Annotated in this window: 22 protein-coding genes; 16 read left to right on the top strand and 6 right to left on the bottom strand. The window is 61.0% G+C overall.

Annotation, left to right across the window (positions count from 1 at the left end; genetic code table 11):
- Positions 1–154 precede the first annotated feature (154 nt).
- The 3 genes from ACSQ8V_RS10595 to phaR all read left to right on the top strand — a co-directional run bounded on the left by ACSQ8V_RS10595 (position 155) and on the right by phaR (position 2,972).
- Positions 155–1,336 (top strand): acetyl-CoA C-acetyltransferase, encoded by a 1,182-nt coding sequence (locus ACSQ8V_RS10595; protein ID WP_213761505.1) that lies wholly within the window; start codon positions 155–157, stop codon positions 1,334–1,336.
- Positions 1,337–1,428: 92 nt separating this feature from the next.
- Complete coding sequence (locus ACSQ8V_RS10590) at positions 1,429–2,169, top strand: 3-ketoacyl-ACP reductase (protein WP_047897600.1); 741 nt, start codon at positions 1,429–1,431, stop codon at positions 2,167–2,169.
- A 176-nt stretch (positions 2,170–2,345) separates the two neighbouring features.
- A complete protein-coding gene (phaR, locus tag ACSQ8V_RS10585) occupies positions 2,346–2,972 on the top strand; it encodes a polyhydroxyalkanoate synthesis repressor PhaR (RefSeq protein WP_213761504.1) in 627 nt (208 codons plus the stop codon).
- A 185-nt stretch (positions 2,973–3,157) separates the two neighbouring features.
- On the opposite strand, the gene ACSQ8V_RS10580 is transcribed toward phaR, so the two are convergent.
- Both ACSQ8V_RS10580 and ACSQ8V_RS10575 read right to left on the bottom strand, forming a co-directional pair.
- Entirely contained in the window at positions 3,158–3,442 is a 285-nt protein-coding gene (locus ACSQ8V_RS10580; protein ID WP_213761503.1) for a helix-turn-helix domain-containing protein, read from the bottom strand.
- Positions 3,435–3,749, bottom strand: coding sequence for a transcriptional regulator (locus tag ACSQ8V_RS10575; RefSeq protein WP_436205697.1), 315 nt, complete (start codon positions 3,747–3,749; stop codon positions 3,435–3,437). Before ACSQ8V_RS10575 ends, ACSQ8V_RS10580 begins: the two co-directional genes overlap by 8 nt.
- A 443-nt stretch (positions 3,750–4,192) precedes the next feature.
- On the opposite strand from ACSQ8V_RS10575, the gene ACSQ8V_RS10570 reads away from it, so the two are divergent.
- The 5 genes from ACSQ8V_RS10570 (at position 4,193) to ACSQ8V_RS10550 (ending at position 9,987) form a co-directional block, all read left to right on the top strand.
- Positions 4,193–5,245: a tRNA dihydrouridine synthase gene (locus tag ACSQ8V_RS10570; protein ID WP_436205696.1), complete on the top strand. Its 1,053-nt coding sequence runs from the start codon at positions 4,193–4,195 to the stop codon at positions 5,243–5,245.
- Between the two features lie 119 nt (positions 5,246–5,364).
- Complete coding sequence (rimO, locus tag ACSQ8V_RS10565; RefSeq protein ID WP_436205695.1) at positions 5,365–6,756, top strand: 30S ribosomal protein S12 methylthiotransferase RimO; 1,392 nt, start codon at positions 5,365–5,367, stop codon at positions 6,754–6,756.
- Between the two features lie 74 nt (positions 6,757–6,830).
- The gene (gene bktB, locus ACSQ8V_RS10560) at positions 6,831–8,018 is read left to right on the top strand and encodes a beta-ketothiolase BktB (protein ID WP_436205694.1); all 1,188 of its coding nucleotides are present in this window, start codon (positions 6,831–6,833) and stop codon (positions 8,016–8,018) included.
- Positions 8,019–8,044: 26 nt separating this feature from the next.
- Positions 8,045–8,701, top strand: a complete 657-nt coding sequence (locus ACSQ8V_RS10555; RefSeq protein ID WP_436205693.1) for a hypothetical protein — start codon at positions 8,045–8,047, stop codon at positions 8,699–8,701.
- An 89-nt stretch (positions 8,702–8,790) separates the two neighbouring features.
- Positions 8,791–9,987 (top strand): cystathionine beta-lyase, encoded by a 1,197-nt coding sequence (locus tag ACSQ8V_RS10550; protein ID WP_436205692.1) that lies wholly within the window; start codon positions 8,791–8,793, stop codon positions 9,985–9,987.
- Positions 9,988–10,050: 63 nt separating this feature from the next.
- On the opposite strand, the gene serB is transcribed toward ACSQ8V_RS10550, so the two are convergent.
- On the bottom strand, positions 10,051–10,893 hold the full coding sequence (gene serB, locus ACSQ8V_RS10545; protein WP_436205691.1) for a phosphoserine phosphatase SerB: 843 nt from the start codon (positions 10,891–10,893) through the stop codon (positions 10,051–10,053).
- A gap of 128 nt (positions 10,894–11,021) precedes the next feature.
- On the opposite strand from serB, the gene ACSQ8V_RS10540 reads away from it, so the two are divergent.
- Positions 11,022–12,242 (top strand): cytochrome P450, encoded by a 1,221-nt coding sequence (locus ACSQ8V_RS10540; RefSeq protein ID WP_436205690.1) that lies wholly within the window; start codon positions 11,022–11,024, stop codon positions 12,240–12,242.
- A 37-nt stretch (positions 12,243–12,279) separates the two neighbouring features.
- Here ACSQ8V_RS10540 and ACSQ8V_RS10535 read toward each other — a convergent pair whose 3' ends face one another.
- The 3 genes from ACSQ8V_RS10535 to ACSQ8V_RS10525 form a co-directional block, all read right to left on the bottom strand.
- Positions 12,280–12,573: a BrnA antitoxin family protein gene (locus tag ACSQ8V_RS10535; protein WP_213761494.1), complete on the bottom strand. Its 294-nt coding sequence runs from the start codon at positions 12,571–12,573 to the stop codon at positions 12,280–12,282.
- Positions 12,521–12,826 (bottom strand): BrnT family toxin, encoded by a 306-nt coding sequence (locus ACSQ8V_RS10530; RefSeq protein WP_436181877.1) that lies wholly within the window; start codon positions 12,824–12,826, stop codon positions 12,521–12,523. The genes ACSQ8V_RS10535 and ACSQ8V_RS10530 overlap by 53 nt, the downstream gene beginning before the upstream one ends.
- A 227-nt stretch (positions 12,827–13,053) precedes the next feature.
- The gene (locus ACSQ8V_RS10525; protein WP_213761492.1) at positions 13,054–14,013 is read right to left on the bottom strand and encodes a LysR family transcriptional regulator; all 960 of its coding nucleotides are present in this window, start codon (positions 14,011–14,013) and stop codon (positions 13,054–13,056) included.
- A 121-nt stretch (positions 14,014–14,134) separates the two neighbouring features.
- Between ACSQ8V_RS10525 and ACSQ8V_RS10520 the strand changes: the two genes are divergently transcribed.
- The 7 genes from ACSQ8V_RS10520 to ACSQ8V_RS10490 all read left to right on the top strand — a co-directional run bounded on the left by ACSQ8V_RS10520 (position 14,135) and on the right by ACSQ8V_RS10490 (position 23,907).
- Entirely contained in the window at positions 14,135–15,151 is a 1,017-nt protein-coding gene (locus tag ACSQ8V_RS10520; protein WP_436205689.1) for a zinc-binding alcohol dehydrogenase family protein, read from the top strand.
- A gap of 172 nt (positions 15,152–15,323) precedes the next feature.
- Positions 15,324–15,908 carry a DUF6013 family protein gene (locus tag ACSQ8V_RS10515; RefSeq protein WP_436181874.1) on the top strand — a complete coding sequence of 195 codons (585 nt, stop codon included), beginning with the start codon at positions 15,324–15,326 and terminating at the stop codon, positions 15,906–15,908.
- 225 nt (positions 15,909–16,133) lie between these two features.
- Positions 16,134–17,051: a Ku protein gene (locus tag ACSQ8V_RS10510; protein ID WP_436205688.1), complete on the top strand. Its 918-nt coding sequence runs from the start codon at positions 16,134–16,136 to the stop codon at positions 17,049–17,051.
- A gap of 81 nt (positions 17,052–17,132) precedes the next feature.
- Complete coding sequence (gene ligD, locus ACSQ8V_RS10505; RefSeq protein WP_436205687.1) at positions 17,133–20,078, top strand: non-homologous end-joining DNA ligase; 2,946 nt, start codon at positions 17,133–17,135, stop codon at positions 20,076–20,078.
- Between the two features lie 47 nt (positions 20,079–20,125).
- Positions 20,126–20,452: a hypothetical protein gene (locus ACSQ8V_RS10500; protein WP_436181871.1), complete on the top strand. Its 327-nt coding sequence runs from the start codon at positions 20,126–20,128 to the stop codon at positions 20,450–20,452.
- A 384-nt stretch (positions 20,453–20,836) separates the two neighbouring features.
- A complete protein-coding gene (locus tag ACSQ8V_RS10495) occupies positions 20,837–21,436 on the top strand; it encodes a biliverdin-producing heme oxygenase (RefSeq protein WP_436205686.1) in 600 nt (199 codons plus the stop codon).
- A complete protein-coding gene (locus ACSQ8V_RS10490) occupies positions 21,433–23,907 on the top strand; it encodes an ATP-binding protein (protein WP_436205685.1) in 2,475 nt (824 codons plus the stop codon). Before ACSQ8V_RS10495 ends, ACSQ8V_RS10490 begins: the two co-directional genes overlap by 4 nt.
- The last annotated feature ends 4 nt before the right edge of the window (positions 23,908–23,911 follow it).

Raw genomic sequence — 23,911 nt, 5'->3', positions numbered from 1 at the left:
AGAAACTGTAACGCCAGCGCTGTTGAGAGCGTCGCCTGCACCGGGTGAAAACGGCGCAGGCAAACAAGGGGCAAGCGCGAACACGCATCCAGCCGGCCACGCAGTCAGCCGGCTAAACCCGGGCTACCACTTTCGATTCTCAAAGGAAACTGAAATGACAGACGTAGTGATCGTATCGGCTGCACGGACGGCCGTCGGCAAATTCGGCGGGTCGCTGGCGAAAATCGCCGCACCCGATCTGGGCGCCATCGTGATTCGCGCGTTACTCGAACGCGCAAACCTCAAGCCCGAACAGATCAGTGAAGTGATCCTCGGCCAGGTTCTGACGGCGGGCTCCGGCCAGAATCCGGCGCGTCAATCGCTGATCAAGGCAGGCTTGCCCAGTTCGGTGCCGGGCATGACCATCAACAAGGTGTGCGGCTCGGGCCTGAAAGCCGTGATGCTGGCGGCAAACGCGATTATCGCGGGCGATGCCGACATCGTGATCGCGGGCGGCCAGGAAAACATGAGCGCGGCGCCGCACGTGTTGCCGGGCTCACGCGACGGTTTCCGCATGGGCGACGCGAAGCTGATCGATTCCATGATCGTGGACGGCCTGTGGGACGCGTTCAACTCGATCCACATGGGCGTCACGGCGGAAAACGTCGCGAAGGAATACGGCATTACGCGTGCAGCGCAGGATGAGTTCGCGGCCCTGTCGCAGAACAAGGCGGAAGCGGCACAGAAGTCCGGCCGTTTCAACGATGAAATCGTGCCCGTTGAAATTCCTCAGCGCAAGGGCGAGCCGCTGCGTTTTGCCACCGACGAATTCGTGCGTCATGGCGTAACAGCCGAGTCGCTGTCCGGCCTGAAGCCCGCGTTCTCGAAGGAAGGCACTGTGACCGCGGCAAACGCCTCCGGTCTTAACGACGGCGCGGCGGGCGTGATCGTGATGTCGGCGAAAAAGGCCGATGCTCTGGGCCTCACGCCGATCGCGCGCATCAAGGCGTACGCGAACGCAGGCGTCGATCCGAAAGTGATGGGCATGGGTCCGGTGCCGGCATCGAAGCGTTGCCTGGAACGCGCGGGCTGGTCCGCGTCGGACCTCGATCTGATGGAAATCAACGAAGCATTTGCAGCGCAGGCGCTGGCTGTGCATCAGCAGATGGGCTGGGACACGTCGAAGGTCAACGTGAACGGCGGGGCGATCGCGATCGGGCATCCGATCGGTGCGTCCGGTTGCCGGATTCTCGTCACGCTGCTGCATGAAATGCAGAAACGCGATGCGAAGAAAGGACTGGCGTCGCTGTGTATCGGCGGCGGTATGGGCGTGGCGCTCGCGGTGGAGCGGCTGTAGGGAGACAGGGTGCGACAAGCACCGCGCGCCGCGATACGAGCCGGCAGCCAAGGCCGGTCGCCAAGCGCGCATAACGATAAACGGAGCGAGCAATGACGAAACGAGTAGCGTATGTGACGGGCGGCATGGGCGGCATTGGTACGAGTATCTGCCAGCGGCTCCATAAGGATGGCTACACGGTCGTCGCGGGCTGTGGACCGAACTCGCCGCGCCGGGTCAAGTGGCTCGAAGAGCAAAAGGCGCTGGGCTATGACTTCATTGCGTCAGAAGGCAATGTGGGCGACTGGGAGTCGACCAAGAACGCCTTCGACAAGGTCAAGGCTGAAGTCGGCGAAGTCGACATCCTGGTGAACAACGCGGGCATCACGCGCGACGTCGTGTTCCGGAAGATGACGCACGAAGACTGGACCGCGGTCATCGATACCAACCTGACGAGCCTCTTCAACGTCACGAAGCAGGTGATCGATGGCATGGTTGAGCGTGGTTTCGGACGCGTGATCAATATTTCGTCGGTGAATGGTCAGAAAGGGCAGTTCGGCCAGACCAACTATTCCACGGCGAAGGCCGGCATTCACGGCTTCACGATGGCGCTCGCGCAGGAAGTGGCGACCAAGGGTGTGACGGTCAATACCATTTCGCCGGGCTACATTGGCACGGACATGGTGAAGTCGATCCGCCCGGACGTGCTGGAGAAGATTGTCGCGACCATTCCGGTTCGCCGGCTTGGGCGGCCGGAGGAAATTGGTTCGATCGTGGCGTGGCTGGCATCGGAGGAATCGGGTTTTTCGACCGGCGCCGATTTCTCGCTGAACGGCGGCTTGCACATGGGGTGAGGGTGCTTCAAGCGGCGCGCCATAAAGCTGTGCGCGCCGCGCGTCTCGGGTAGGGTCGGGGCGTTGGGACTGGATGCCGGAGATCACCGGCACCAACTACGAACCGGCGGCTTGCGTCGCTTTCAATCACGCGGAGTCCGCCGGCACAGTTTGAGTTTTGCGTTTAAAGGCGTTACATGACCACTACAAAGAAATCCGCCGAACGACTCATAAAAAAATATCCGAATCGCCGGCTCTACGATACCGAAACCAGTACTTACATCACGCTTTCCGACGTCAAACAGCTCGTGCTCGACCAGGAAGAGTTCAAGGTGATGGACGCCAAGTCCGCCGAGGACCTGACGCGCAGCATCCTGCTGCAGATCATTCTGGAAGAAGAAAGCGGTGGCTTGCCGATGTTTTCATCGGTCATGCTCTCGCAGATCATCCGCTTCTACGGCAACGCGATGCAGGGCATGATGGGTACGTACCTGGAGAAGAATATCCAGGCGTTCATCGACATCCAGCATAAGCTCACCGACCAGTCGAAGGGGCTGATCGACGGTAATGCCGTGCCGCTTAATCCTGAAGTCTGGTCGCAGTTCATGAACATGCAGGCGCCCATGATGCAGGGGATGATGACGAGCTATATCGAGCAATCGAAGAACATGTTCGTGCAGATGCAGGAGCAGATGCAGACCCAGGCGAAATCGATGTTCAATACGTTCCCGTTCCCGACGCCGGGGACGGCCGGGGCGGCTGCGACTGCAGCGCCGGCTACTTCCACGGCTACTCCGCCGGCCGGCACGCAGGAGAAGAAGTAAGCGGCGCAGTGTTTGATTTGAAGCAGACTTGGCGAAGGGCCAAAGCCGCGCGGGTCAAGGCTGGGCGCGCGGTATCATGTGGCATCCGCGCGCGGAAAGTCAGCTTTGTTTCCTTCGGATATCTGAAGGAACGTTGATAAATCGGCGGCTTGGCTTTTATACCGGCTTGGCTCCGTATTTCCGCATCACACCGTTTGTAGGTCTCGCAACGCGTCTGGATGGAGAGCTGCGACCCGCAGCAGCGTCTGTGCGGCCCCGGTAGGTTCGCGTCGACCTTGCTCCCAATCTTGCAGTGTTCGCGTCGATACACCGAGCAGAGCGGCAAATGCGCTCTGCGAAAGTCCGACCTTGGCGCGGGCTAAGGACGCCGTTGTGGGTGCAACGGTAGTAGTGCGTCCAGCACGTCCTGCTTTCATATCGCGGACAGACTTCAACAAGTCCGCTTGGAATTGCTCCATTTCCTTATCCATTCTTCACCTCTTCACGTAACTGGTTTAGAAACGACGCTGGCAGATTGTCGAACTTCGCCTTCGTATACGCGATCAGCAACCAGATGCAGCCGTCATCGAGCAGGTTGTAATAGATCACACGTGCGCCGCCACGTTTTCCCATTCCTGGCCTTGACCACCGTACTTTGCGTAAGCCGCCAGTACCCGGAACGACATCTCCGGATAGAGGATTATTGGCAAGCCAAGCGATGAAAGCCTCTCGCTCTGCTTCGCGCCAGATGTCCGCAGCATAACGCTGAAAAATTTCAGTCTCGATGATCGTATACATTGGATCGAATTATACGGCATTGCCGTATAATTCGCAAGAACGCGTGCGCTACATTTGGGACTGGAGGACTGCCTGGTTCAGAAGGTCTGGAAGCTATTCGGTTGAGGCTCTGGTGCACGGCATTCCTTCGCGTCCGCTCACGGTACAATCTCGATTTGCAGCACAGCGCCCAAGGCGAATACCTCGCCCTGTGGCGGATGCCGCGCCGGTTCTCGTCTTTTCCAGCGTCTTTTGCCTGCTTTCGATTGGTGACGCCAACGCTAACGGCAGCACGCGCAGCGCTGCGCTCGCTAGCTTCGTGCCTGTCCGGTGCCCAAACGCCGGCCGGCACTCACCCAGAACACAACATGTCCCACATCACCACACCCGCCACTCCGAAAGTCGGCTTTGTTACGCTCGGATAGCCGTAAGATCGGCAAAAGCAGCCTAGGCGCCGTTCTCCCATGAGCCGGCTGTTTCTTGCGCCCATGGAAGGGCTTGCGGACTACGTGCTGCGCGACGTGCTGACCAGCACAGGCGGATTCGACGGCTGCGTGTCCGAATTCGTCAGGGTGACGGGCTCGGTGCTTCCCCGAAGTGTCTACGAGAGAGATACGCCCGAAGTTCTCCACGGAGGCCGCACACCCGGCGGCACGCCGATGGTGATCCAGTTGCTTGGCAGCGATCCTGAATGGATGGCGCTGAATGCGGCTCAGGCGGCCAGTCTGTCGCCGCATGGACTCGATCTGAACTTCGGCTGCCCCGCCAAAATCGTCAACCGGCACGGTGGCGGCGCGATGCTCCTGGCTCACCCTGAACAGCTGAACCGGATCGTTGCGTCCGTTCGCGCAGCAGTGCCTGCCGCCATCGCCGTGACTGCAAAAATGCGGCTTGGCGTGTCCGATACTTCGCTCGCAATCGACTGTGCCACGGCGCTGGCCGAAGGCGGTGCCGCTTCCCTTGTCGTGCATGCCAGAACGCGTGACCATGGCTATCGGCCGCCGGCCCACTGGGAGTGGATCGCGCGTATCGACGCCGCCGTGGACGTGCCGGTCGTCGCCAACGGCGAAGTCTGGACAGTGGCGGACTGGGAGCGGTGCCGGGCGGTCAGCGGCTGCGCGGACGTGATGATCGGGCGCGGCGCCGTCTCGGATCCGTTCCTGGCCTTGCGCATCCGCGGATTGATAGACAGGACGCCTTCCAGCGAGGAATGGCCGGCCGTGCTGGGTCAACTCGCCGATTACCTGAGAAAACTCCAAGTCCGTGTCGCGGTCCGTCATGAGCACGGACGCGTCAAAATGTGGCTCAGTTACCTCAAGCGGACCTGGCCTCAGGCGGCTGAGCTGCACACAGCCATCCGGCGCCTGCATGATTCGCGCGAAATTCTTGAGGTGATCGAGCGCGCTTCGGCTTTCCACGACTCGATACCGGCACATCAACGCGCGGCGCTCGGCCTGTTTGATGCGGCAACGCCTTGCCGCTTGGCCGGCTCTGCCACCGCCAGCGCGGTACAATAAGCGGTTACGTGCGCGGGACGCTGTCTGGGGTGTGGTCCTCATGGACCTCGGCTCCCTTAGCCTTGCCGCACCGTCCCCATTTGTCGCCATCGTCACCGCTATACGCCGGACCCACACCTATGTCGCAGACCATTTCCCCCGCCGTGCCGACCCCTTCGACTCCGAAGGTAGGATTTGTCAGCCTCGGATGTCCGAAAGCTTTGGTGGATTCCGAGCAGATCATCACCCAACTGCGCGCGGAAGGGTACGAGATTTCCGGCTCCTACGACGGCGCCGATCTCGTCGTGGTCAACACCTGCGGGTTTATCGATGAAGCCGTGCAGGAAAGCCTCGACGCCATTGGTGAGGCGCTCCACGAGAACGGCAAGGTGATCGTGACCGGTTGTCTCGGTGCGAAGAAAAGCGCGAGCGGGACCGGCTTGATCCAGGAAGTGCATCCGAAAGTGCTGGCCGTGACCGGGCCGCACGCGACCGCCGAGGTCATGAGCCACGTGCATCTGCATTTGCCCAAGCCGCACGATCCGTTCATCGATCTCGTGCCGCCTGCCGGCATCAAGCTGACGCCGCGGCATTACGCGTATCTGAAGATATCGGAAGGATGTAACCACCGGTGCACGTTCTGCATCATCCCGTCCATGCGCGGCGATCTGGTGTCGCGCCCGCTGGCCGACGTGATGCTCGAAGCCGAGAACCTGTTCAAATCCGGCGTCAAGGAACTCCTCGTGATCTCGCAGGACACGAGCGCGTATGGCGTCGATGTCAAATACCGCATTGGTTTCTGGAACGGCAAGCCGGTCAAGACGCGCATGACGGATCTCGTCGGCGCATTGGGCGAGCTCGCTGTGCAATACGGCGCGTGGGTCCGCCTGCATTATGTTTATCCGTACCCGAGCGTGGACGAAGTCATCCCGATGATGGCCGAAGGTCCGCTGAAGGGCCACGTGCTGCCGTATCTGGATGTGCCGTTCCAGCACGCGCACCCCGAAGTGCTCAAGCGCATGAAGCGCCCGGCGAACGCCGAGAAGGTGCTGGAACGCGTGCAGAAATGGCGCGCGATGTGCCCGGACCTGACGATCCGGAGCACGTTTATTGCGGGATTCCCGGGTGAAACGGAAGAACAATTCCAGACGCTGCTGGACTTCATTCGTATCGCCGATCTGGATCGGGTCGGATGTTTCGCTTATTCGCCAGTCGAAGGCGCAACGGCGAACGAGCTCGACGGCGCGCTGCCCGACGAAGTGCGCGAGGACCGTCGCGCACGTTTCATGGAGCTGGCCGAAGAACTGTCGGCGGAACGCATGAAACGCAAGGTCGGCAAGACGCTGAAAGTGCTCGTCGATGAACTGAGCAATGAAGGCGGCGTCGGCCGGACCGCGGCGGATGCGCCGGAGATCGACGGCGTGGTGTATATCGAGCCGGCAAAGAAGGCGTCGAAGCGTTACAAGGCAGGCGATTTCGTGTCGGTGAAAATCACCGGCGCCGATGGCCACGACCTGTGGGGCGAAGTCTGAGCGTCTGGTTGTGATTTCACGCTAGCCGCAGCGGTGTACGCAAGACACAAAACAACTGAGACGAAGGAGCTTTCATGGCGCAACGTGAAGTGATGGTGGTCAGCGGCGTGCGGACTGCAATTGGCGATTTCGGCGGTGCGCTGAAGGACTTCAGCCCGACGGATCTCGGTGCGCGCGTGGTGCGGGAAGTTTTGTCGCGAGCGAACGTGTCGGGCGAGGATGTTGGCCATGTGGTCTTCGGCAACGTGATCCAGACCGAACCCAAGGACATGTATCTGGCACGCGTCGCCGCGGTGAACGGCGGCGTGGCGCATCACGCGCCCGCGCTGACGGTCAATCGCTTGTGCGGGTCGGGCCTGCAGGCAATCATCTCGGCCGCTCAATCCATTCTGCTTGGCGACACCGATGTCGCCATCGGCGGGGGCGCGGAAAGCATGAGCCGCGCGCCGTATCTCGCGCAGTCGGCGCGCTTCGGACAGCGCATGGGCGATGCGCGCCTCATCGACATGATGCTCGGCGCGCTGCACGATCCCTTCGATACGATCCATATGGGCGTCACGGCGGAAAACGTCGCTGCCAAATACGGCATTTCGCGCGAGATGCAGGACGAACTTGCGCTCGAATCGCATCGGCGCGCGGCGCGGGCTATCGAAGCGGGTTACTTCAAGGAACAGATCCTTGCCGTCACGCAGGCATCGAAGAAGGGCGACATTGTCTTCGATACCGACGAGCACGTTCGTCTGAACGCGACGCTCCAGGACTTTTCGAAGCTCAAACCCGTGTTTGCGAAGGAAAGCGGAACGGTGACCGCAGGCAATGCGTCGGGCATCAACGACGCGGCCGCGGCCGTCGTGCTGATGGAACGCGGCGCGGCTGAAGCGCGTGGCCTGAAGCAGCTCGCGCGGCTGGTCTCGTATGCGCACGCGGGCGTCGATCCGAAATACATGGGCATTGGCCCAATTCCGGCTACGCGCAAGGCGTTGGAGCGCGCCGGCTTGACCGTTGGCGATCTCGATGTAATCGAAGCCAACGAAGCGTTTGCGGCGCAGGCTTGCGCGGTATCTAAGGAGCTGGATCTGGATCCTGCGAAGGTCAACCCGAACGGCTCAGGCATTTCGCTCGGCCACCCGATCGGGGCAACCGGCGCGCTGATCACCGTGAAGGCGCTGTACGAACTGCAGCGCGTGGGCGGACGTTATGCGCTGGTGACTATGTGCATTGGCGGCGGGCAGGGCATCGCGGCAATTTTTGAACGCGCATGAGCAGGGTAAGGACAGGAAACTATTCGATGACGCAACTGAAAGTGGCGGCGGTGGCGGCAGCGCTATTGCTCGCCGGCTGTAATTCGGCCATGCCGCCCGACGGCTCCCGAGCCGTGTCGGCGGCACGCGCGGCGGCTACGCCAGGCGATCTGGGCCTGCGGGGGCCGGGTACGGCCGAAGCAATTGAAACGCTGGCACTCCCGCCAGCCAAACCGCTGACGCCGAATCCGGCGTTTGCGCGTTTCCCGACCTATGTTGGTACGCTGGGCGACAAGCAGATTGAAATGAAGCTCGGCGCAAAAACCGATGAGCGCACGGGCGTACACGGCGAATACCGGTTTGCGGGAGCGTCGACGGTGATTTTGATCGCGGGTGACCGTGACGGCGATACGCTTGAGATCGAAGAGTCGAATGACGGCACGCATATCACCGGCAACTGGGTCGGCAAGTTTGCAGCCGATGGCAGCGTGTCGGGCGAACGCATGAACGCCGACGATTCCAATCCGCTGCCCTTCGACCTCAAGCCGGTCGGGTCCGGTGTTGTGCCTGCCCCTGCCGCCGGTGCGGTTGCACCGAAAGTGCCGCAATCGGCCGCGCCTTCGCTGGAGCCCGCGCCTCCGCCCGCTCCGTCGGCTGCGGGCCACGCGCTGGGCGGGACCAGTAACGTGATCATCGGCGAGTGAAACACGAACTCGCCGTTCGATGTAACACGGCGTCATCGGCTTCGAGCGATGACGCTTTTTTCTTATAGCCTCGAACAAGCAGGACACTCATGACCGATTCCAGCAACTCGTCCAGCGCGCGCAGCTTGCAGACCCGTATCGTCCATCCGGACGATCAGCTCAGCCCCGGTTTCGACTCGTTCTCGGTGCCGGTTGCACGGGCGTCGACCGTGGTCTTCCCGAATCTCGCCGCCATGCGCGCGCTCGTCTGGAGCGACGACAGTCAGTGGCGATACGGCCTTCACGCCACGCCCACGTCGCTTGCGCTGGCGCAGCGGCTGGCGGTGATCGAGGGTGGCAAGCATGCGTTGCTGCAGCCTTCGGGGTTATCGGCCATATCTAACGTGTACTTTGGTTTGGTGAAGGCCGGCGATCACGTGATGATTCCCGACAACGCTTACTCGCCGAATCGCGAGCATGCCGACTGGCTTGTGGCGGATTTCGGCCTGGAAGTGACGTATTACGATCCACTCGTCGGCGCGGGCATTGACGCGCTGATCCGGCCGAACACCAAGCTGATCTGGCTCGAAGCACCGGGTTCGGTGACCATGGAAGTGCAGGACGTGCCAGCGATCACGAAGGTCGCGCGGGCGCGCAAGATCCTGACGGCTATCGACAATACGTATTCGGCCGGTCTTGCATTCAAGCCGTTTGATCATGGCGTCGATATCTCGGTGCAGGCGCTGACGAAGTACCAGTCAGGCGCGAGCGACATCCTGATGGGCGCGACGATTACCGCCGACAAAGCTATCCACATGCAATTGAAGCGCGCGCGGATGCGCATGGGCGTCGGCGTGTCCTCCGATGACTGTTCGCTCGTGCTGCGCAGTTTGCCGAGCATGCAAATCCGCTTCGATGCTCATGACCGGACTGCGCTTTCCCTGGCTCACTGGCTCAAGACGCGGCCGGAAATTGCGGCGGTGCTGCATCCGGCATTGCCGGATTGCCCGGGCCATGAATTTTTCGAACGCGATTTCACGGGGGCCGGTGGACTGTTCTCCGTGGTCTTCGACAAACGCTACAGCCCGGCGCAAATCGATACCTTCGTCGAGGCGCTGGAAAACTTCGCTATCGGCTGGAGCTGGGGCGGGGCAAATAGTCTTGCCATGCCGTACGACATCAAGTCGATGCGCACCGCCGGGAACTGGCCGCATGAGGGCGTGCTGGTGCGGCTTTATATCGGGCTGGAAGATGAGGCGGATTTGCGGGCGGATCTGGAGCGGGCGCTGTCGGGCTTGGAGGGGTAAAGCCGGTTGATCGGAACAGGGCCGAGTCTCAGACTTAGCCCTTTTCTCGCGATACGAGCCCGCTCAGAACAGTCGCAGCAAGCCGTCCAGTCCGACGAAATTCAACGCCAATCCGGCCGCTTCGCGCACCACCGGCTTCGCCCGGAACGCAACGGACAACCCTGCTTCCGCCATCATCTTCAAGTCGTTCGAACCGTCGCCCATGGCGATGGACCGCTGCGGATCAATACCCAGTTGCGCGCAGGTTTCGCGCAACGTGCGCGCTTTGACATCAGCATTGACGATCTCGCCGGTGACCTTGCCGGTCAACTTGCCGTCCACTATTTCAAGCGTATTCGCGCGCGTGAAATCAAGCCCGAGCCGTGCTTTCAGCTTCTCGGTGAAGAACGTGAAACCGCCAGAGACCAGCAGGGTTTTCAGTCCCGCCGCCTTCGCCCCCGCGAGCATGATTTCCGCGCCCGGCGACAACCGCAGCCGTTCCTCATAAACCCGTTCCAGCGCGCTTGCGTCGAGCCCCTTCAGCAGCGCGACACGCCGCGTCAGGCTCTCGTTGAAGTCCTTGATCTCGCCGCGCATCGACGCTTCGGTGATCGACGCGACTTCTGCTTTCAACCCGCAAAAATCGGCGATCTCGTCAATACACTCGATCGTGATCAACGTCGAATCCATGTCCATCGCAACGAGGCCGAAATCGCTCAGGCGCCACGCGGGATCGATGAACGCGTAATCCAGCCGATGCGCGCCGCAATACGCATCGATATCCGGGCGCTGCAGCGGATCCGCGCGGGCCAGCCGCAACACCCGGCCGGCGTCCGCGCGTTCGGTCTGCTGCGAGCGGGCGAGCGCGGTGAGCGGTTTTAGATGGGTATCGGCGATTGGGTCGAGGCTTTGGATGACAAGGTTCATGACGGGCGGCGAGCGAGAAAAATAGCGGAAGAAAGCAGTACAAGACTCGTCATTGTAATGGTCCCGACCGATGGCGGACGTGCGCGCCGCGCCGCTATGATGACTCTCGATCAACGACGGAGACCCGCATGACCCCGACCGAACGCGCGCTCGACTTTGATCTGCGCAAGCTCGACGCCGCGTTTTACGCCGACCCATATCCGGTCTACGACGCGTTGCGCACCAGGGAGCCGATCAAGACAATGCCCGATGGCTCGCTGTTTCTCACGCGATATCGGGACGTTCAGGCCGTGTATCGCGATCCGAAAACCTTCAGTTCGGACAAGACCGTCGAATTCGGCCCGAAGTATGGCGTCCATACGCCGCTTTTCGCGCATCACACGACCAGCCTCGTATTCAACGATCCGCCGCGCCACACGCGTGTGCGCAAACTGATCGCGGGGGCGCTGACGGCCCGTGCGATCGCGGCGATGGAGCCGGGTCTTGTGCGTCTGGTCGACGGTCTCCTCGATCAGGCTGCGGTACGCGGTGAGATCGATTTGATCGATGACTTCGCTTCGGCGATTCCGGTTGAAGTGATCGGCAATTTGCTCGACGTACCGCACGATGAACGTGCGCCATTGCGTGACTGGTCGCTAGCAATTCTCGGCGCACTGGAACCTGCGCTCAAGCCGGAACAGGAAGCGCGGGGTAATCGGGCGGTCGCGGATTTCATCGATTATCTGGCTACGCTGGTAGCCCGCCGCCGGGCGCATCCCGGCGATCCGCAGCATGACGTGCTTACGCGGCTGATTCAAAGCGAGGCCGACGGAGAGCGCCTGGACGAAGCTGAACTGCTGCACAACTGCATTTTCATCCTGAACGCGGGGCACGAGACGACTACGAATCTGATCGGCAACGGCATCGTGCTACTGGCGCAATGGCCGGAGCAGAGGGCGCGGTTATTGGCCGATCCGGCGTTGATCGAGAGCGCGATCGAGGAGTGCTTGCGCTACGAAAGCTCGAATCAGCTTGGCAACCGGATCGCAACGGCGGATACACATATTGCCGGGATGACCGTGGCGCGTGGGACGCCGGTGACGTTGTGCATTGGGGCGGCGAATCGCGACCCGGAGCAGTTTGAGGTGGCGGATCAGTTCGATATTGCTCGCGAGCCGAATCGGCATCTTGCGTTTGGATTCGGGATTCATCAGTGCGCGGGGTTGTCGCTGGCGCGGCTGGAGGCGCGTATTGCGATCGGGCGGTTTATTGCGCGGTTTCCAGATTATGGGCTGGCGGGGGAGCCGGTGCGCGCGTCCCGGGCGCGGTTTCGGGGGTTCGTGAAGGCGCCGGTGACGGTGGTGGGTTGAGGGCGCCCTGAATGGCGCGCCTTTATTAACCCATCTTTCAACGCATCAATCCGTGCGATTTCGCGTAGTCGCGCAACGCGGCATTCATTCGCGTTTGCCAGCCTTCGCCTTGCGCTTTATAAGCGTCTACCACGTCCGGATCGATGCGCAATTTGATGGGTAACTTCGGGTTTTCCAGCTTCGGTCGCCCGCGCGGCCGCAGAATTTCCATCGCTCGCTCATGCCCGTAAAGCTCCGGCAAAACTTCCGACGCCGGTCGTGCACGGGCGAATTCCGCCTCACCCCATTCGGGGTTCTCGTCCAGCACTTCTTCCTTGTTCTGCTTGCTCATACCGCTTTACCTCGCGAAGGTTCGCTTTCCGTAGACTAATAACGTGAATTTTGTTGCCGCGCGGTGTGAAAACCACCATGTGCAGGCGGTCGGCTATTAAACCGAGGGCCTGAAACCTGCGCTCGTCATACGTGTTACGGCAATCCTCGACGATCAATGCACTCGACATGACAAAGTCGCGGACCGCCTCGAACGACAGGCCTCGTTCCTGGATATTTGCTTCACTCTTTGGGACGTTATACGAAATGCCCATGAATAATGTACCCCCAAAAAACGGTGAGTACAAGGTTTATTTGTACACCCAAAATTTATAAGTGCTGTTGGCTGGAAAAACAACAAACACGAGGACAGCAGGATGAATTGCCGAAGGATGCACACGACTGGGCGCGCCGGCTCCAATTCGTCATTGCACTGCAATAATCCCGCTCCCCCCAAATTTTAAGAATACGTAAATTCCTATTTGCATTTACGGGATGACGACTACCGCATCACTCTCTGCGGATCGACGTCCCAGTAAGGCGGATCGCCAAAATGCTCAATCAGGAAATCGATGAATGCCGTTGTTTTTGGCGGCACGAATGCGCGGCTCGGGTACACAGCCCAGATCGCCACCGTTTCCCCGAGCGGATAGCTATCGAGGATGGTCACCAATTCGCCGCTGTGCAGGAACGGCGCCACGCTCCACGTCGATTTCAACCCGATGCCAAACCCGGCAAGCAACGCATCGCGAATGACCTCGCCGTTATCCGTCTCGAGGCGGCCGGACACGCGCACGTCGATGGTCCCGGTCGGCGTGACGAACGCCCAGTCTCGTTGGCCGGACAAGATCGCGCATTCGTGCTGCGCGAGATCGGCGGGGTGATGCGGCGTGCCGTGCTCAGCGAGATACGCCGGCGACGCGCACAGCACGCGCCGGTTGCTGGCGAGTTTTTTCGCGACAAGCGTCGAATCCTTTAACGCGCCAAGACGCACCGCCAGATCAATGCCTTTATCGACGAGATCGACTATCTGGTCGGTCAGGCGCAAGTCGAGGCTCACGCCGGGATAGCGGCGCAGGAATTCAGGAATAACCGGCGATACATGCTGACGCCCGAGCGAAGACGGCATGGTCACGCGCAAACGCCCCTGCGGTTGCTCGAACGCCCGTCCGACCGAGGCGCGGGCGGCATCGGCGGCGTCGAGCAACGCGCGGGCGTGCCTGGCGAAAATCTCGCCTTCCTGCGTGACGCTGATGCGCCGCGTCGTCCGGTGCAAAAGCCGCGCGCCAAGCTGCCGTTCGAGTTGGGCGAGCCGGGCGCTCGCGACAGCGGCAGACAATCCGAATTCCCGTCCCGCCGCAGACAGATTCGATAAAGCCGCCGACCGCACGAACAGCGCGACGTCCAGCAAATCGAGCTGTGCCTTGTAGGGTAATTCGCTCAGAACGTCTGTTTTTGTCATCTTCGTGATTTTCAATAAAATGTTTCAGCGATTATGACGGTTTCGCGCGAAGCTGAAAGCCCTTAACATCGGGTCCATGCATTGCATAAGCAACGCTTGAAACCCCCTAAGGAGCTCTTTCATGAAAGCCATCGCCCTGACCCGTTACTTGCCCATCTCGAACCCGGAATCGTTGATGGACGTGGAGATCGACAAACCCGCGCCGGCCGGCCGTGACCTGCTGGTGAAGATTGAAGCGATCGGCGTGAACCCCGTCGATACAAAAGTGCGTGCGCCGAAGGACAAAGTCGAAGAAACGCCGCGTGTCCTTGGCTGGGATGCATCGGGTGTGGTCGAAGCGGTCGGTCCGGACGTGACGTTGTTCAAGGTGGGAGACCCCGTCTTTTATGCCGGCAGCATCACGCGGCCGGGTACGAACAGTCAGTTCCATCTGGTCGATGAGCGCATTGTCGGCATCAAGCCCGAATCGCTCGATTTCTCGCACGCCGCGGCCTTGCCGCTCACCACGATTACTGCGTGGGAAGCACTGTTCGCGCGGCTCGGGGTATCGGCGCAAGGAGATGACGCCGGCAAGTCCGTGTTGATCGTGGGCGGCGCGGGTGGCGTGGGTTCGATCGGCATCCAGCTTGCGAAAAAAGTCGCGAAGCTGAAGGTGATCGCGACCGCGTCGCGGCCGGAATCGGCGAAGTGGGCGACTGAACTGGGCGCGGATCACATCGTCGACCATTTCGGTGACATGCCCAAGCAACTGAAGGAAGCCGGTTTCGAGCAAGTCGACTACGTGCTGATTTTCAATGACACGGACAAACACTTTCCTGCCGCTGCCGCCGTCATTGCACCGCAAGGGAGCATCTGCTCGATCGTCGAAAACGACAAGCCGGTCCCCGTCGAATTGCTGAAGGCGAAAAGCGCCGCGTTCCATTGGGAGTTCATGTTCACGCGCTCGATGTTCGGCACGCCGGACATGATCGAACAACACAAGCTGCTCACTGAAGTGGCGCGACTGATCGACGCAGGCACGATCAAGACGACGCTCGGCCGCGACCTCGGCAGGATCAACGCAACAAACCTGCGTGAGGCGCATCGCCTTTTGGAAGAAGGGCGTGCGATCGGCAAACTGGTGCTGACGGGCTTCTGATCGCCGGGCGGTTCAATCGGCCAATCCATTGCAAGCTGCGCGCCACGGGTTTCTCATGAGAAACCCGTGGCGCGCGTCGCGCTAGACTGATCGCGCCACACGCGCGGCGCGGCCACCCCGGCGCCGTTGCTGTATGCCCGGCGTGACGGCTGCAAACGGAGGGGTTTTTCACATGATTGATCGTTCGGGTTTTATTCAGGCTGGCGGGTCTTCGCGAGGTCGCGTGATTGCGGCAGGCGCCGTGATGGCCCTGTTGGCTTGCGTGGTTGCTCCCGCAGCTCATGCGACGCCTGGTATCAAGGTGCTGTCGGAAGTGGCCAACGATGGACCGATCAAATATACGGTGAAGATGGCGTCGAAGAACTGGGGCAGCGCGCAGGAAACGCGCACGATCCGCTCGGGCCAGACGGATGACTTCACATGGCAAAGCAAGCCTGCCGGCGGCTCGCAGAACGTCCCGGATGCGTGTCCGGACGTGGATTCCATCCGCAACGCAAGCGGCACGACGGTGCGTCAGGTGAAGATCCGTTTTGCGGCGGTTGTGGCGAATAGCGGGGACGCCGACGTCCAGTTGAGTTTCCAGGGCCACGCGCCGCGCCCGGCGAGCGCTGTTACCGTGGGCGGCAAGAAGCTTCAATGTCCCACCGATAACTTCTTCAGCCAGCTGGTTCATTTCACGATGCCCACCGGCGGCGCCGACAAAAACATCACACTCAGCGACGGTACGAAACTCACGATCAGCGCGAGCCGCAAGTAGGGTCTCTCCCGGCGACGCTGGCGAGGTTTGCATTTTCGCGTCTTGAGTTCGGAGGCCGCGCTACTGGTGTTGGATAAGCGCGCGTCCAGGCCGGCGCGCGCTTAGCCCATCTGGCATGTTTTCTGCAACGCGATAACGGCCATGCGTCTATCGGCGCGTGTTAATCGTTGTTAGCCGTTCATCCCGTCACGCCGTCAGAGCGGCTTGTCGGAAAGGTCATTCGCGATGCCACACATGATCTGGAAAGGCGCGATCAGCTTCGGGCTGGTCCACGTCCCCGTGCAACTCTATCCGGCGACGCAGTCGGAGAAGGTCGGCTTTAACCTGCTCGACAAGCGCTCGATGGACCCCATCGGCTATAAGCAATTCAACAAGAACACGGGCAAGGACGTCACGCGCGACAACATCGTGCGTGGTTTCGAGTACGAGAAGGGCAAATACGTCGTGATGAGCGACGCCGAGATCCGCTCGGCCAATCCCGAATCGACGCAGACCGTGGACATCCTCGCGTTCGTCGAAGCCCCCGAAATCTCGTTTCTCTCCCTCGATACCCCTTATTACCTCGCTCCCGATCGCAAGGGAGAGAAGGTGTATGCGTTGCTGCGCGACGCGTTGAAGGCGTCGGGGAAAGTCGGGATCGCGAACGTGGTGCTGCACAACAAACAGCATCTGGCCGCGCTGATTCCAGTGGGTCCTGCGCTGACGCTCAACACGTTGCGCTGGGCGGATGAAGTGCGCGAATTCGATGACTTCAAGTTCCCGGACGAAAACCCGAAGAAGGCGGGGGTATCGCCGAAAGAACTGGAGATGGCGCAGCGATTGATTGATGACATGAGCGATACATGGAATCCGCACGATTATCACGACACGTTTCGTGAGGACATCATGGCGCTCGTTAACAAGAAGGTTAAGGAAGGGAAGACGGAGGAGGTGTCGGAGGTTGAAGAAGGCGCGCCGCGCAAGGCATCGGCGGAGATTCTCGACCTGTCCGACCTGCTGAAACGCAGTTTAAAGAAGGGGAAGCCGACGAGGCGCGGCGCCAAGAGTGCCGGCAGCGCCGAGGACGATACGGCTGAAGCCGACGCCGGGGAACCAGCGGCCAAACCCGCACGCAAGACAACAACGCGCCGCAAACGCGCTTGAGCCTGTCGTTGAGCGTTGAATCATGCGTTGCGTCGTGCATCGGTTCTTCCATCTACACGCACCAAGAAAAGCGATCCGCCAATGGCCGGAAAACCCGACACAAAACTCGACACCTATCAGCGCATGAGGCGCTTCAACCAGACGCCCGAGCCATCCGGCCAGGCGGCGGATAAGGCCAAGGCCAGCCGCGCGTCGAAAAAGGCTCAAGCGAGCGCGCTTTCGTTCGTCATCCAGGAACACGATGCCCGACGTCTTCACTACGATTTTCGTCTTGAACTCGACGGCACGCTGAAGTCATGGGCTGTACCGAAAGGGCCGAGTCTCGATCCATCGGTGAAACGGCTGGCCGTGCACGTGGAAGATCATCCGATCGATTACGGCTCGTTCGAAGGCAATATCCCCGAGGGAAATTATGGTGCGGGCAGCGTGATCGTTTGGGATCGCGGGACGTGGGAGCCGCAGGGCGGAAGCATCGAAGAAGCCCGTGAAACGTATGTGAAGGGCAAGCTCAAGTTCGTCCTGCACGGCGAGAAGCTGCACGGCGGCTGGACGCTCGTGCGCAGCAACATGCGTGGCAATGGCGACAAGGAGCAATGGCTGCTGATCAAGGAACGCGACGACGAAGCTCGCAACGAGGCCGACTACGACGTGCTGCTCAAGCAGCCCGGCAGCGTGATCAGCGATTCGCTCGGCGCACGCACGAAGAGTGGTGAAGTACGCGAAAGGACCGAGCGAAAGACCGCTGCCAAGACGAGTAGAACGACGAAGGCTGCACCATCGCCGAAGCGGCCTGCCGTGAAGGATCAAGGCACACGCCCTGAACGGCCGCGTCCGGATATCGTGGCGAACCGGAGCGCGGAATCGCTGCGCACGCTGGCGGATAACCCGGCGATCCAGGACGCGATACGTGCAAAGCTTCCTGCCACCATGAAGCCACAACTCGCGACCCTCGTGGACATCGCACCGTCGAGCGATGATTGGTCGTACGAAATCAAATTCGACGGTTATCGGATTCTCGTGCGCATTGATCGCGAGGCAAGGGCAACGCAAGTCTTCACGCGCAACGGCCATGACTGGACCAGCAAGTTCAGCCGTCAGGTCAAGGCGCTGAGCCAGCTCGATGTGGATAGCGCGTGGCTCGACGGCGAGGCGGTCGTGCTCGACGACAACGACCTGCCCAGCTTCCAGAAACTGCAGAACGCCTTCGACGCCAATCGTCCGCAAGATATCGCCGTCTATTTCTTCGATATCCCCTACCTGAACGGTTACGACTTGCGCGGCGTGCCGCTGGTACAGCGGCGAGCGATCCTGAAGGCGCTGCTGGAACCGGTCGATGACGACACGCTGCGTTTCTCCGCGGATTTCGAATTTGGCGTCGATGATCTGTTGAAGAGTGCTTGCGATATGGCGCTGGAGGGGATTATCGGCAAGCGGCGCGACAGCACTTATACGCCGGGCCGCAGCAGCGCGTGGATCAAGCTGAAATGCCGGCGTCGGCAGGAATTTGTGATTGGCGGGTATTCGGATCCGACTGGCAGCCGGGGGCAGTTCGGCGCGTTATTGCTCGGCGTTTATGACGCGAACGGCAAGCTGCAATACGCAGGGCGGGTGGGCAGCGGCTTCGATGCATCGACTCTACGCGCTGTCAAAAAGCAACTCGATGCACGCGAGATCAAGACAATGCCGTTCGCCAGTGCGCCGAAAGAGCGTAGCCGCACACCGGTGCATTGGGTGAAGCCGGACCTTGTCGCCGAATGCAATTTCGCTGAATGGACGTCGGAGCGGATCGTGCGGCAAGCGTCGTTCGTGAGCCTGAGGGACGACAAGCCGGCGCGTGAGATCGTCAAGGAAGTGCCGAAATCGACGAAGGAGGTTGCGTTGGACGATGACAACAATGAAGACAAAAAACCAGCGAAGAAAACAGTGGCCAAAAGCGCGGCGAAGGCGACTCGCGCGGTGAAAGCGGCGACGAAAAAGACGTCGGCGAAGACCGCCGATACGGTGGAACCGAAGAGCAAATCCAAGCTGGTTTCCGAGGAAACAGCCGCTAAAACAGCCGCTAAAACAGCCGCGAAAACTGCCGCGAAAACTGCCGCGAAAACTGCCGCAAAAAAAACCACTCGCAGTCCCGCTGGTACCGAGCTTGTAGCGGGCGTGAAGATCAGTCATCCCGATCGTGTGATCGATCCTTCGACGGGTACTCGCAAACTCGATCTCGCGCTCTACTACGAGTCCGTCGCGCCGTGGATGCTGCCGCATCTCAAAGACCGTCCCGTGTCGCTGGTGCGTGCGCCGGAGGATATCGGCGGCGAGCTGTTTTTTCAGAAGCACAGCGAGAAGCTGACCATTCCCAACGTCAAGCAGCACCCGGGCATCGATCCTGGTCATCCGGCGCTCATCACGATAGAAAACGTCGGCGCGCTGGTGGGCGCGGCGCAAATGGGCACGATCGAGATGCACACGTGGAATGCGCTCGCGGCCAAACTCGAGAAGCCCGACCGGATGGTCTTCGATCTCGATCCAGGCGAAGGCCTCGGCTGGGACCGGATGCAGGAGGCCGGACGCCTGACGCGTGAGTTGCTGACGGAACTCGGTCTTGAATCGTTCTGTAAGACCAGCGGCGGCAAGGGCCTGCATGTGGTCGTTCCGCTTACGCCGCAGGCCGGCTGGGACGAAGTGAAGGGGTTCTCACAGGCGCTCGCGCAGCATATGGCCAGCACGCTGCCCAAGTATTTCTCCGCGAAGATGGGCAAGCAGAATCGCCGTGACAAGATATTTGTCGACTACTTGCGCAACAACCGGGGTTCGAGCACGGTCGCCGCGTTCTCGCTGCGCGCGCGGCCGGGCATGGGGGTGTCGGTTCCTATCGGCTGGGACGAACTCGATGCCACCACGAGCGGCGATCAATGGAATATCGGCAATCTGCATGAGCGCCTGGACGCACTCAAAACCGATCCGTGGAGCCAGTACACGAAAACACGGCAACGCATCACCGCTTCCATGAAAAAGCGGCTTGATATGAAGTGAACGGAAGCGAAGATCACCGCATAACGATCACGGCAACGGAGGTTGCAATGACACACCAGGGCAATACGTCACAAGATACGTCACACGACGCCGCCAACGCCACTCGCCAGGGTCCTGCGCAGGACGGACGTGAACTGGAAAGCAAGCATCCGGCGCAGCAAAAACGCGATGACGGGGCGGTCGCGCCGCTGCCGCATGAGACCGATCAAAGTCCCGCTTCGCAGCAGGAAGATGAGCCGCGCGAGGTCGGCGAGCAGGCGCACGAAGATCTGGAGCGTGGCTTGCAGGACACGGACCGCCGCGGCGGCGCGGAGTATCAGGAGCGCACGCAAACCGGCGGCCGCACGGACCAGGGTAGCCAAGCGCAGCGGTGACGTGACGGCGCCGATGGTTGCACGTGGTCAACAAAGCACCTCTTGCGTAGAATGGGCGCGCGGTGTTAAGAGAACTTGCGGAGAACCTGCACGGCCTTGTGCGAGCCAAGGTGAGAAAGGCGTTTGCTCCTGGCAGCCGCAGTTGTTTCTACCATTTTTGCGTACGCGTCGCCCTGTGCATCGGTAATCGATGCCGACGGGGAGTTCGGAGTAGCGAGCCAGGACCGCTCAATGCCCCGCCGGCCACAATGCTGTGCCGGCCCACGCCGCCCCAACACGAACAGTAGCAACGCCGTACGCCTGGTCCAGCATCCGGTATCTGGCATTCGGGTCGACATTGCGGCATCCGCGCGGCAAATCCGCGGCAAATCTATTAAATGGATCATGCAATACGATCTCCTGTCCCGTCTGAAAAATGAAACCGCCGAGTGTCATACGCGGCTGGAAAACGCACTCGATCTGATGCGTCCTGAGTGGCCGCGGGAGGAGTATGTGGCCTTGCTTGAGGGCTTTTACGGATACGTCGCACCGTGGGAGGATGCGGCGGCGGCCTTTGTGCCCGCGCGGCTGCGCGATTTTTTCGAAGGGCGTCGCAAGGCGTCGCTGCTTGCGTCGGACCTGGCGCTCCTGACCGGCGATACCTATCGCGCGAGCAGGGTGACGAAAGTTGAACAACTTCCTGCAATGGACAGCATCGGCCGCGTTTTCGGTTCCATGTACGTCATGGAAGGCTCCACGCTCGGAGGGCGCTTCATCGCGCCGCACGTCGCGACATTGTTCGGTCTGCAAAACGGCTCCGGCAACGCTTATTTCGAAGGTTATGGATTGCGTACGGGCAGTATGTGGAACGCGTTTCGCGAGACCGCGAGCGCGAACGTGCCGCCCGAGCGGTACGACGAGGCGGTAGATGCCGCGATCGCCACGTTCGACGGGTTGCACGGCTGGCTCGGCCGGGTCCGCGCAGGATGGGGGACAATGGCATGAGCAGTGGGCCAGAGCCAGTGTTGCCCGATACGGCGGCCATGCGCGGGCACGATGATCGCGACGTGTCGGGTCCGGATTTGAACGGGACCACCCCTGCGGTACCCGGCGCAGAGCCGGCCCACCGGACACTGACGGCGGCTGGGGCGGGCGCGGCGAATGCACAGTGCGACGCCGAGCCAATCCACATTCCCGGCGGTATCCAGCCGCACGGTTATCTGCTGTGCCTCTCCAGCACGCTCACCATCCTTCAGGCCAGCGAAAACGTCGCGGCGCTCGTGGGCAGTCCGGTAGAGCAATTGCTGGGCAAACCGGTGGACGTGGTGATCGGCGCTGCCGCTGCGGCGCGGGTCGCACAGGCCGCGGCCACGGCCATGCTGGACGAAGCGCCGCTCTATGTTGGCGTGATGGAGAAGCCGCTCTTCAGCCTGCCTGATGCCGTGCAGGACCCCGCGCAGGACCATTTGGCCACGGCCGTAGACGCTCCTGAACTCGACATCACGATGCATCGGCACGACGGCAACCTGATCGTCGAACTCGAAGCAGCGCGGCATCAGTCTGCAGACGTGTTTGCGTCGCTCTATCCGCTGGTGCGCACTTTCACGCGCAGCCTGCAGGACGTCGGAACCTTGACCGAACTCGGGAACCTCGCCGTGCGCGAGGTGCGCACGATGACGGGTTTCGGCCGCGTGCTGCTCTACAAATTCGACGACGAGGGCCGAAGCCAGGTGCTGGCAGAACATGTCGATGACGGGTACGCGTCGTTCCTGAACCAGTTGTTCCCCGCCTCCGATATCCCGCGCCAGGCGCGCGCGTTATATGTGAAACAACGCGTGAGGGTTGTCGCGAACGCCGACGCGAAAGCCGCGCGGCTCATCCCCGCGATGAACCCCGCGACCGGCCGCCCCACCGACCTCACTTATGCCGCGCTGCGCAGCTTTTCGCCAATCCATCTCGAGTACATGCGCAACATGGGCACGCATGCGTCGATATCGGTGTCGTTGATCGTGCGCGGACAGCTCTGGGGCCTGATTTCCTGCCACGACCGCGACGCGCGTCTCGTGCCGTTCGAGGTGCGCGTCGCTATCGAGCACCTTGGACAGATCGTGTCATTGCAGATCGAGGCGAAGGAGGAGCGGGCCGAGACGGCGTATCTGCTGAGGTTACGACGCACGATGTCACGCCTGATGGGCTCGCTCGCCGAGCAAGACGACTATCTTTCCGCTCTCGAATCGGCGCCCGAGGATTTGCTGTGTTTCGCCGGATCGACGGGCGCCGCGATCGTGGTCGATGGGAAAGCAACGCTGGTGGGTTCCACGCCGGACCAGGAAACTGTGCTCGTGCTCTCGCAGTGGCTGTCGTCGAGCACGTCGGGCGTCTACGCGACCGATGCGCTGTCGGAAGCCTGGCCGCCTGCGTCGCGTCATACGGATACTGCGAGCGGCATCCTGGCCGTGCCAATCTCACAGATTTTTCGCAACTACGTGCTCTGGTTTCGTCCCGAAACCACGCGCACGATCACATGGGCGGGCGAGCCGGTCAAACGCGTGTCGAGTCGGGACGACAGGGTGGCGCCGCGCAAGGACTTTGCGCCGTGGCTGGAGACCGTGCGCAACCGCTCGATTCGCTGGCACCCGGTGGAGCTGGAAATTGCGGGCGAATTCCGCTTGGGTATGCTTAACATCGTGCTGCGCCGCGCGGAAGAACTGGCGGAACTCGCGAACGAATTGCGTCGCGCGAACAAGGAGCTCGAAGCATTTTCGTATTCCGTTTCCCACGACTTGCGCGCACCGCTGCGGCATATCGCCGGCTATGGGGATTTGCTGCGGGAAAGCGAAGGCGACGCACTGTCCGAGCGCAGCAAACGGTTCCTCAACAACATGCTTGAGTCGGCGCGTTTCGCCGGCGTGCTGGTTGACGATCTGCTCACGTTTTCGCAAATGGGCCGTGCTGCATTGCGTCCGGTGAGCGTTGACCTGAACCAGTTGGTACGATCGGTCGCGCAGGAATTCGGCGAAGAGACAGCGAACCGAAAGGTGGAATGGATTATTCCGGCGCTACCGACGGTGACAGGTGACCCGGCGTTCCTGCAGATCGCGTTGCGTAATCTGTTCTCGAACGCGGTGAAATATACGCGTACACGGGAATCGGCGAAAATTGAGTTGTCGGTGTATTCGACGGTCGATGAATACATCGTCAGCGTGCGGGACAATGGCGTCGGTTTCAATATGAAGTACGTGAACAAATTGTTCGGCGTGTTCCAGCGGCTGCATCGAGCGGAAGAGTTCGACGGCACCGGCATTGGCTTGGCGAACGTGCGGCGGATCATCGAGCGGCACGATGGCCGGACCTGGGCCGAAGGCCGCGAAGGCGAGGGCGCCGCGTTCCATTTTTCGCTGCCGAAGGTGTTCAGGGCCGAAACCACCGCCACTGAAGGCACCGGCAAGCTGCGGAAGCCGTCACCGCAGAAATGAACCT

Source organism: Caballeronia sp. LjRoot31, assembly GCF_964253885.1.
GTDB lineage: Bacteria > Pseudomonadota > Gammaproteobacteria > Burkholderiales > Burkholderiaceae > Caballeronia.
The sequence above is the reverse complement of the archived record's forward strand: the minus strand, read 5'-3'. Positions and strand labels throughout refer to the sequence as shown.

Excerpts from the sequence above, each read along its gene's own strand:
- ACSQ8V_RS10595 (WP_213761505.1), top strand. The coding sequence starts at position 155 with ATGACAGACGTAGTGATCGTATCGGCTGCACGGACGGCCGTCGGCAAA.
- ACSQ8V_RS10590 (WP_047897600.1), top strand. The coding sequence starts at position 1,429 with ATGACGAAACGAGTAGCGTATGTGACGGGCGGCATGGGCGGCATTGGT.
- phaR (WP_213761504.1), top strand. The coding sequence starts at position 2,346 with ATGACCACTACAAAGAAATCCGCCGAACGACTCATAAAAAAATATCCG.
- ACSQ8V_RS10580 (WP_213761503.1), bottom strand. The coding sequence starts at position 3,442 with ATGGATAAGGAAATGGAGCAATTCCAAGCGGACTTGTTGAAGTCTGTC.
- ACSQ8V_RS10575 (WP_436205697.1), bottom strand. The coding sequence starts at position 3,749 with ATGTATACGATCATCGAGACTGAAATTTTTCAGCGTTATGCTGCGGAC.
- ACSQ8V_RS10570 (WP_436205696.1), top strand. The coding sequence starts at position 4,193 with ATGAGCCGGCTGTTTCTTGCGCCCATGGAAGGGCTTGCGGACTACGTG.
- rimO (WP_436205695.1), top strand. The coding sequence starts at position 5,365 with ATGTCGCAGACCATTTCCCCCGCCGTGCCGACCCCTTCGACTCCGAAG.
- bktB (WP_436205694.1), top strand. The coding sequence starts at position 6,831 with ATGGCGCAACGTGAAGTGATGGTGGTCAGCGGCGTGCGGACTGCAATT.
- ACSQ8V_RS10555 (WP_436205693.1), top strand. The coding sequence starts at position 8,045 with ATGACGCAACTGAAAGTGGCGGCGGTGGCGGCAGCGCTATTGCTCGCC.
- ACSQ8V_RS10550 (WP_436205692.1), top strand. The coding sequence starts at position 8,791 with ATGACCGATTCCAGCAACTCGTCCAGCGCGCGCAGCTTGCAGACCCGT.
- serB (WP_436205691.1), bottom strand. The coding sequence starts at position 10,893 with ATGAACCTTGTCATCCAAAGCCTCGACCCAATCGCCGATACCCATCTA.
- ACSQ8V_RS10540 (WP_436205690.1), top strand. The coding sequence starts at position 11,022 with ATGACCCCGACCGAACGCGCGCTCGACTTTGATCTGCGCAAGCTCGAC.
- ACSQ8V_RS10535 (WP_213761494.1), bottom strand. The coding sequence starts at position 12,573 with ATGAGCAAGCAGAACAAGGAAGAAGTGCTGGACGAGAACCCCGAATGG.
- ACSQ8V_RS10530 (WP_436181877.1), bottom strand. The coding sequence starts at position 12,826 with ATGGGCATTTCGTATAACGTCCCAAAGAGTGAAGCAAATATCCAGGAA.
- ACSQ8V_RS10525 (WP_213761492.1), bottom strand. The coding sequence starts at position 14,013 with ATGACAAAAACAGACGTTCTGAGCGAATTACCCTACAAGGCACAGCTC.
- ACSQ8V_RS10520 (WP_436205689.1), top strand. The coding sequence starts at position 14,135 with ATGAAAGCCATCGCCCTGACCCGTTACTTGCCCATCTCGAACCCGGAA.
- ACSQ8V_RS10515 (WP_436181874.1), top strand. The coding sequence starts at position 15,324 with ATGATTGATCGTTCGGGTTTTATTCAGGCTGGCGGGTCTTCGCGAGGT.
- ACSQ8V_RS10510 (WP_436205688.1), top strand. The coding sequence starts at position 16,134 with ATGCCACACATGATCTGGAAAGGCGCGATCAGCTTCGGGCTGGTCCAC.
- ligD (WP_436205687.1), top strand. The coding sequence starts at position 17,133 with ATGGCCGGAAAACCCGACACAAAACTCGACACCTATCAGCGCATGAGG.
- ACSQ8V_RS10500 (WP_436181871.1), top strand. The coding sequence starts at position 20,126 with ATGACACACCAGGGCAATACGTCACAAGATACGTCACACGACGCCGCC.
- ACSQ8V_RS10495 (WP_436205686.1), top strand. The coding sequence starts at position 20,837 with ATGCAATACGATCTCCTGTCCCGTCTGAAAAATGAAACCGCCGAGTGT.
- ACSQ8V_RS10490 (WP_436205685.1), top strand. The coding sequence starts at position 21,433 with ATGAGCAGTGGGCCAGAGCCAGTGTTGCCCGATACGGCGGCCATGCGC.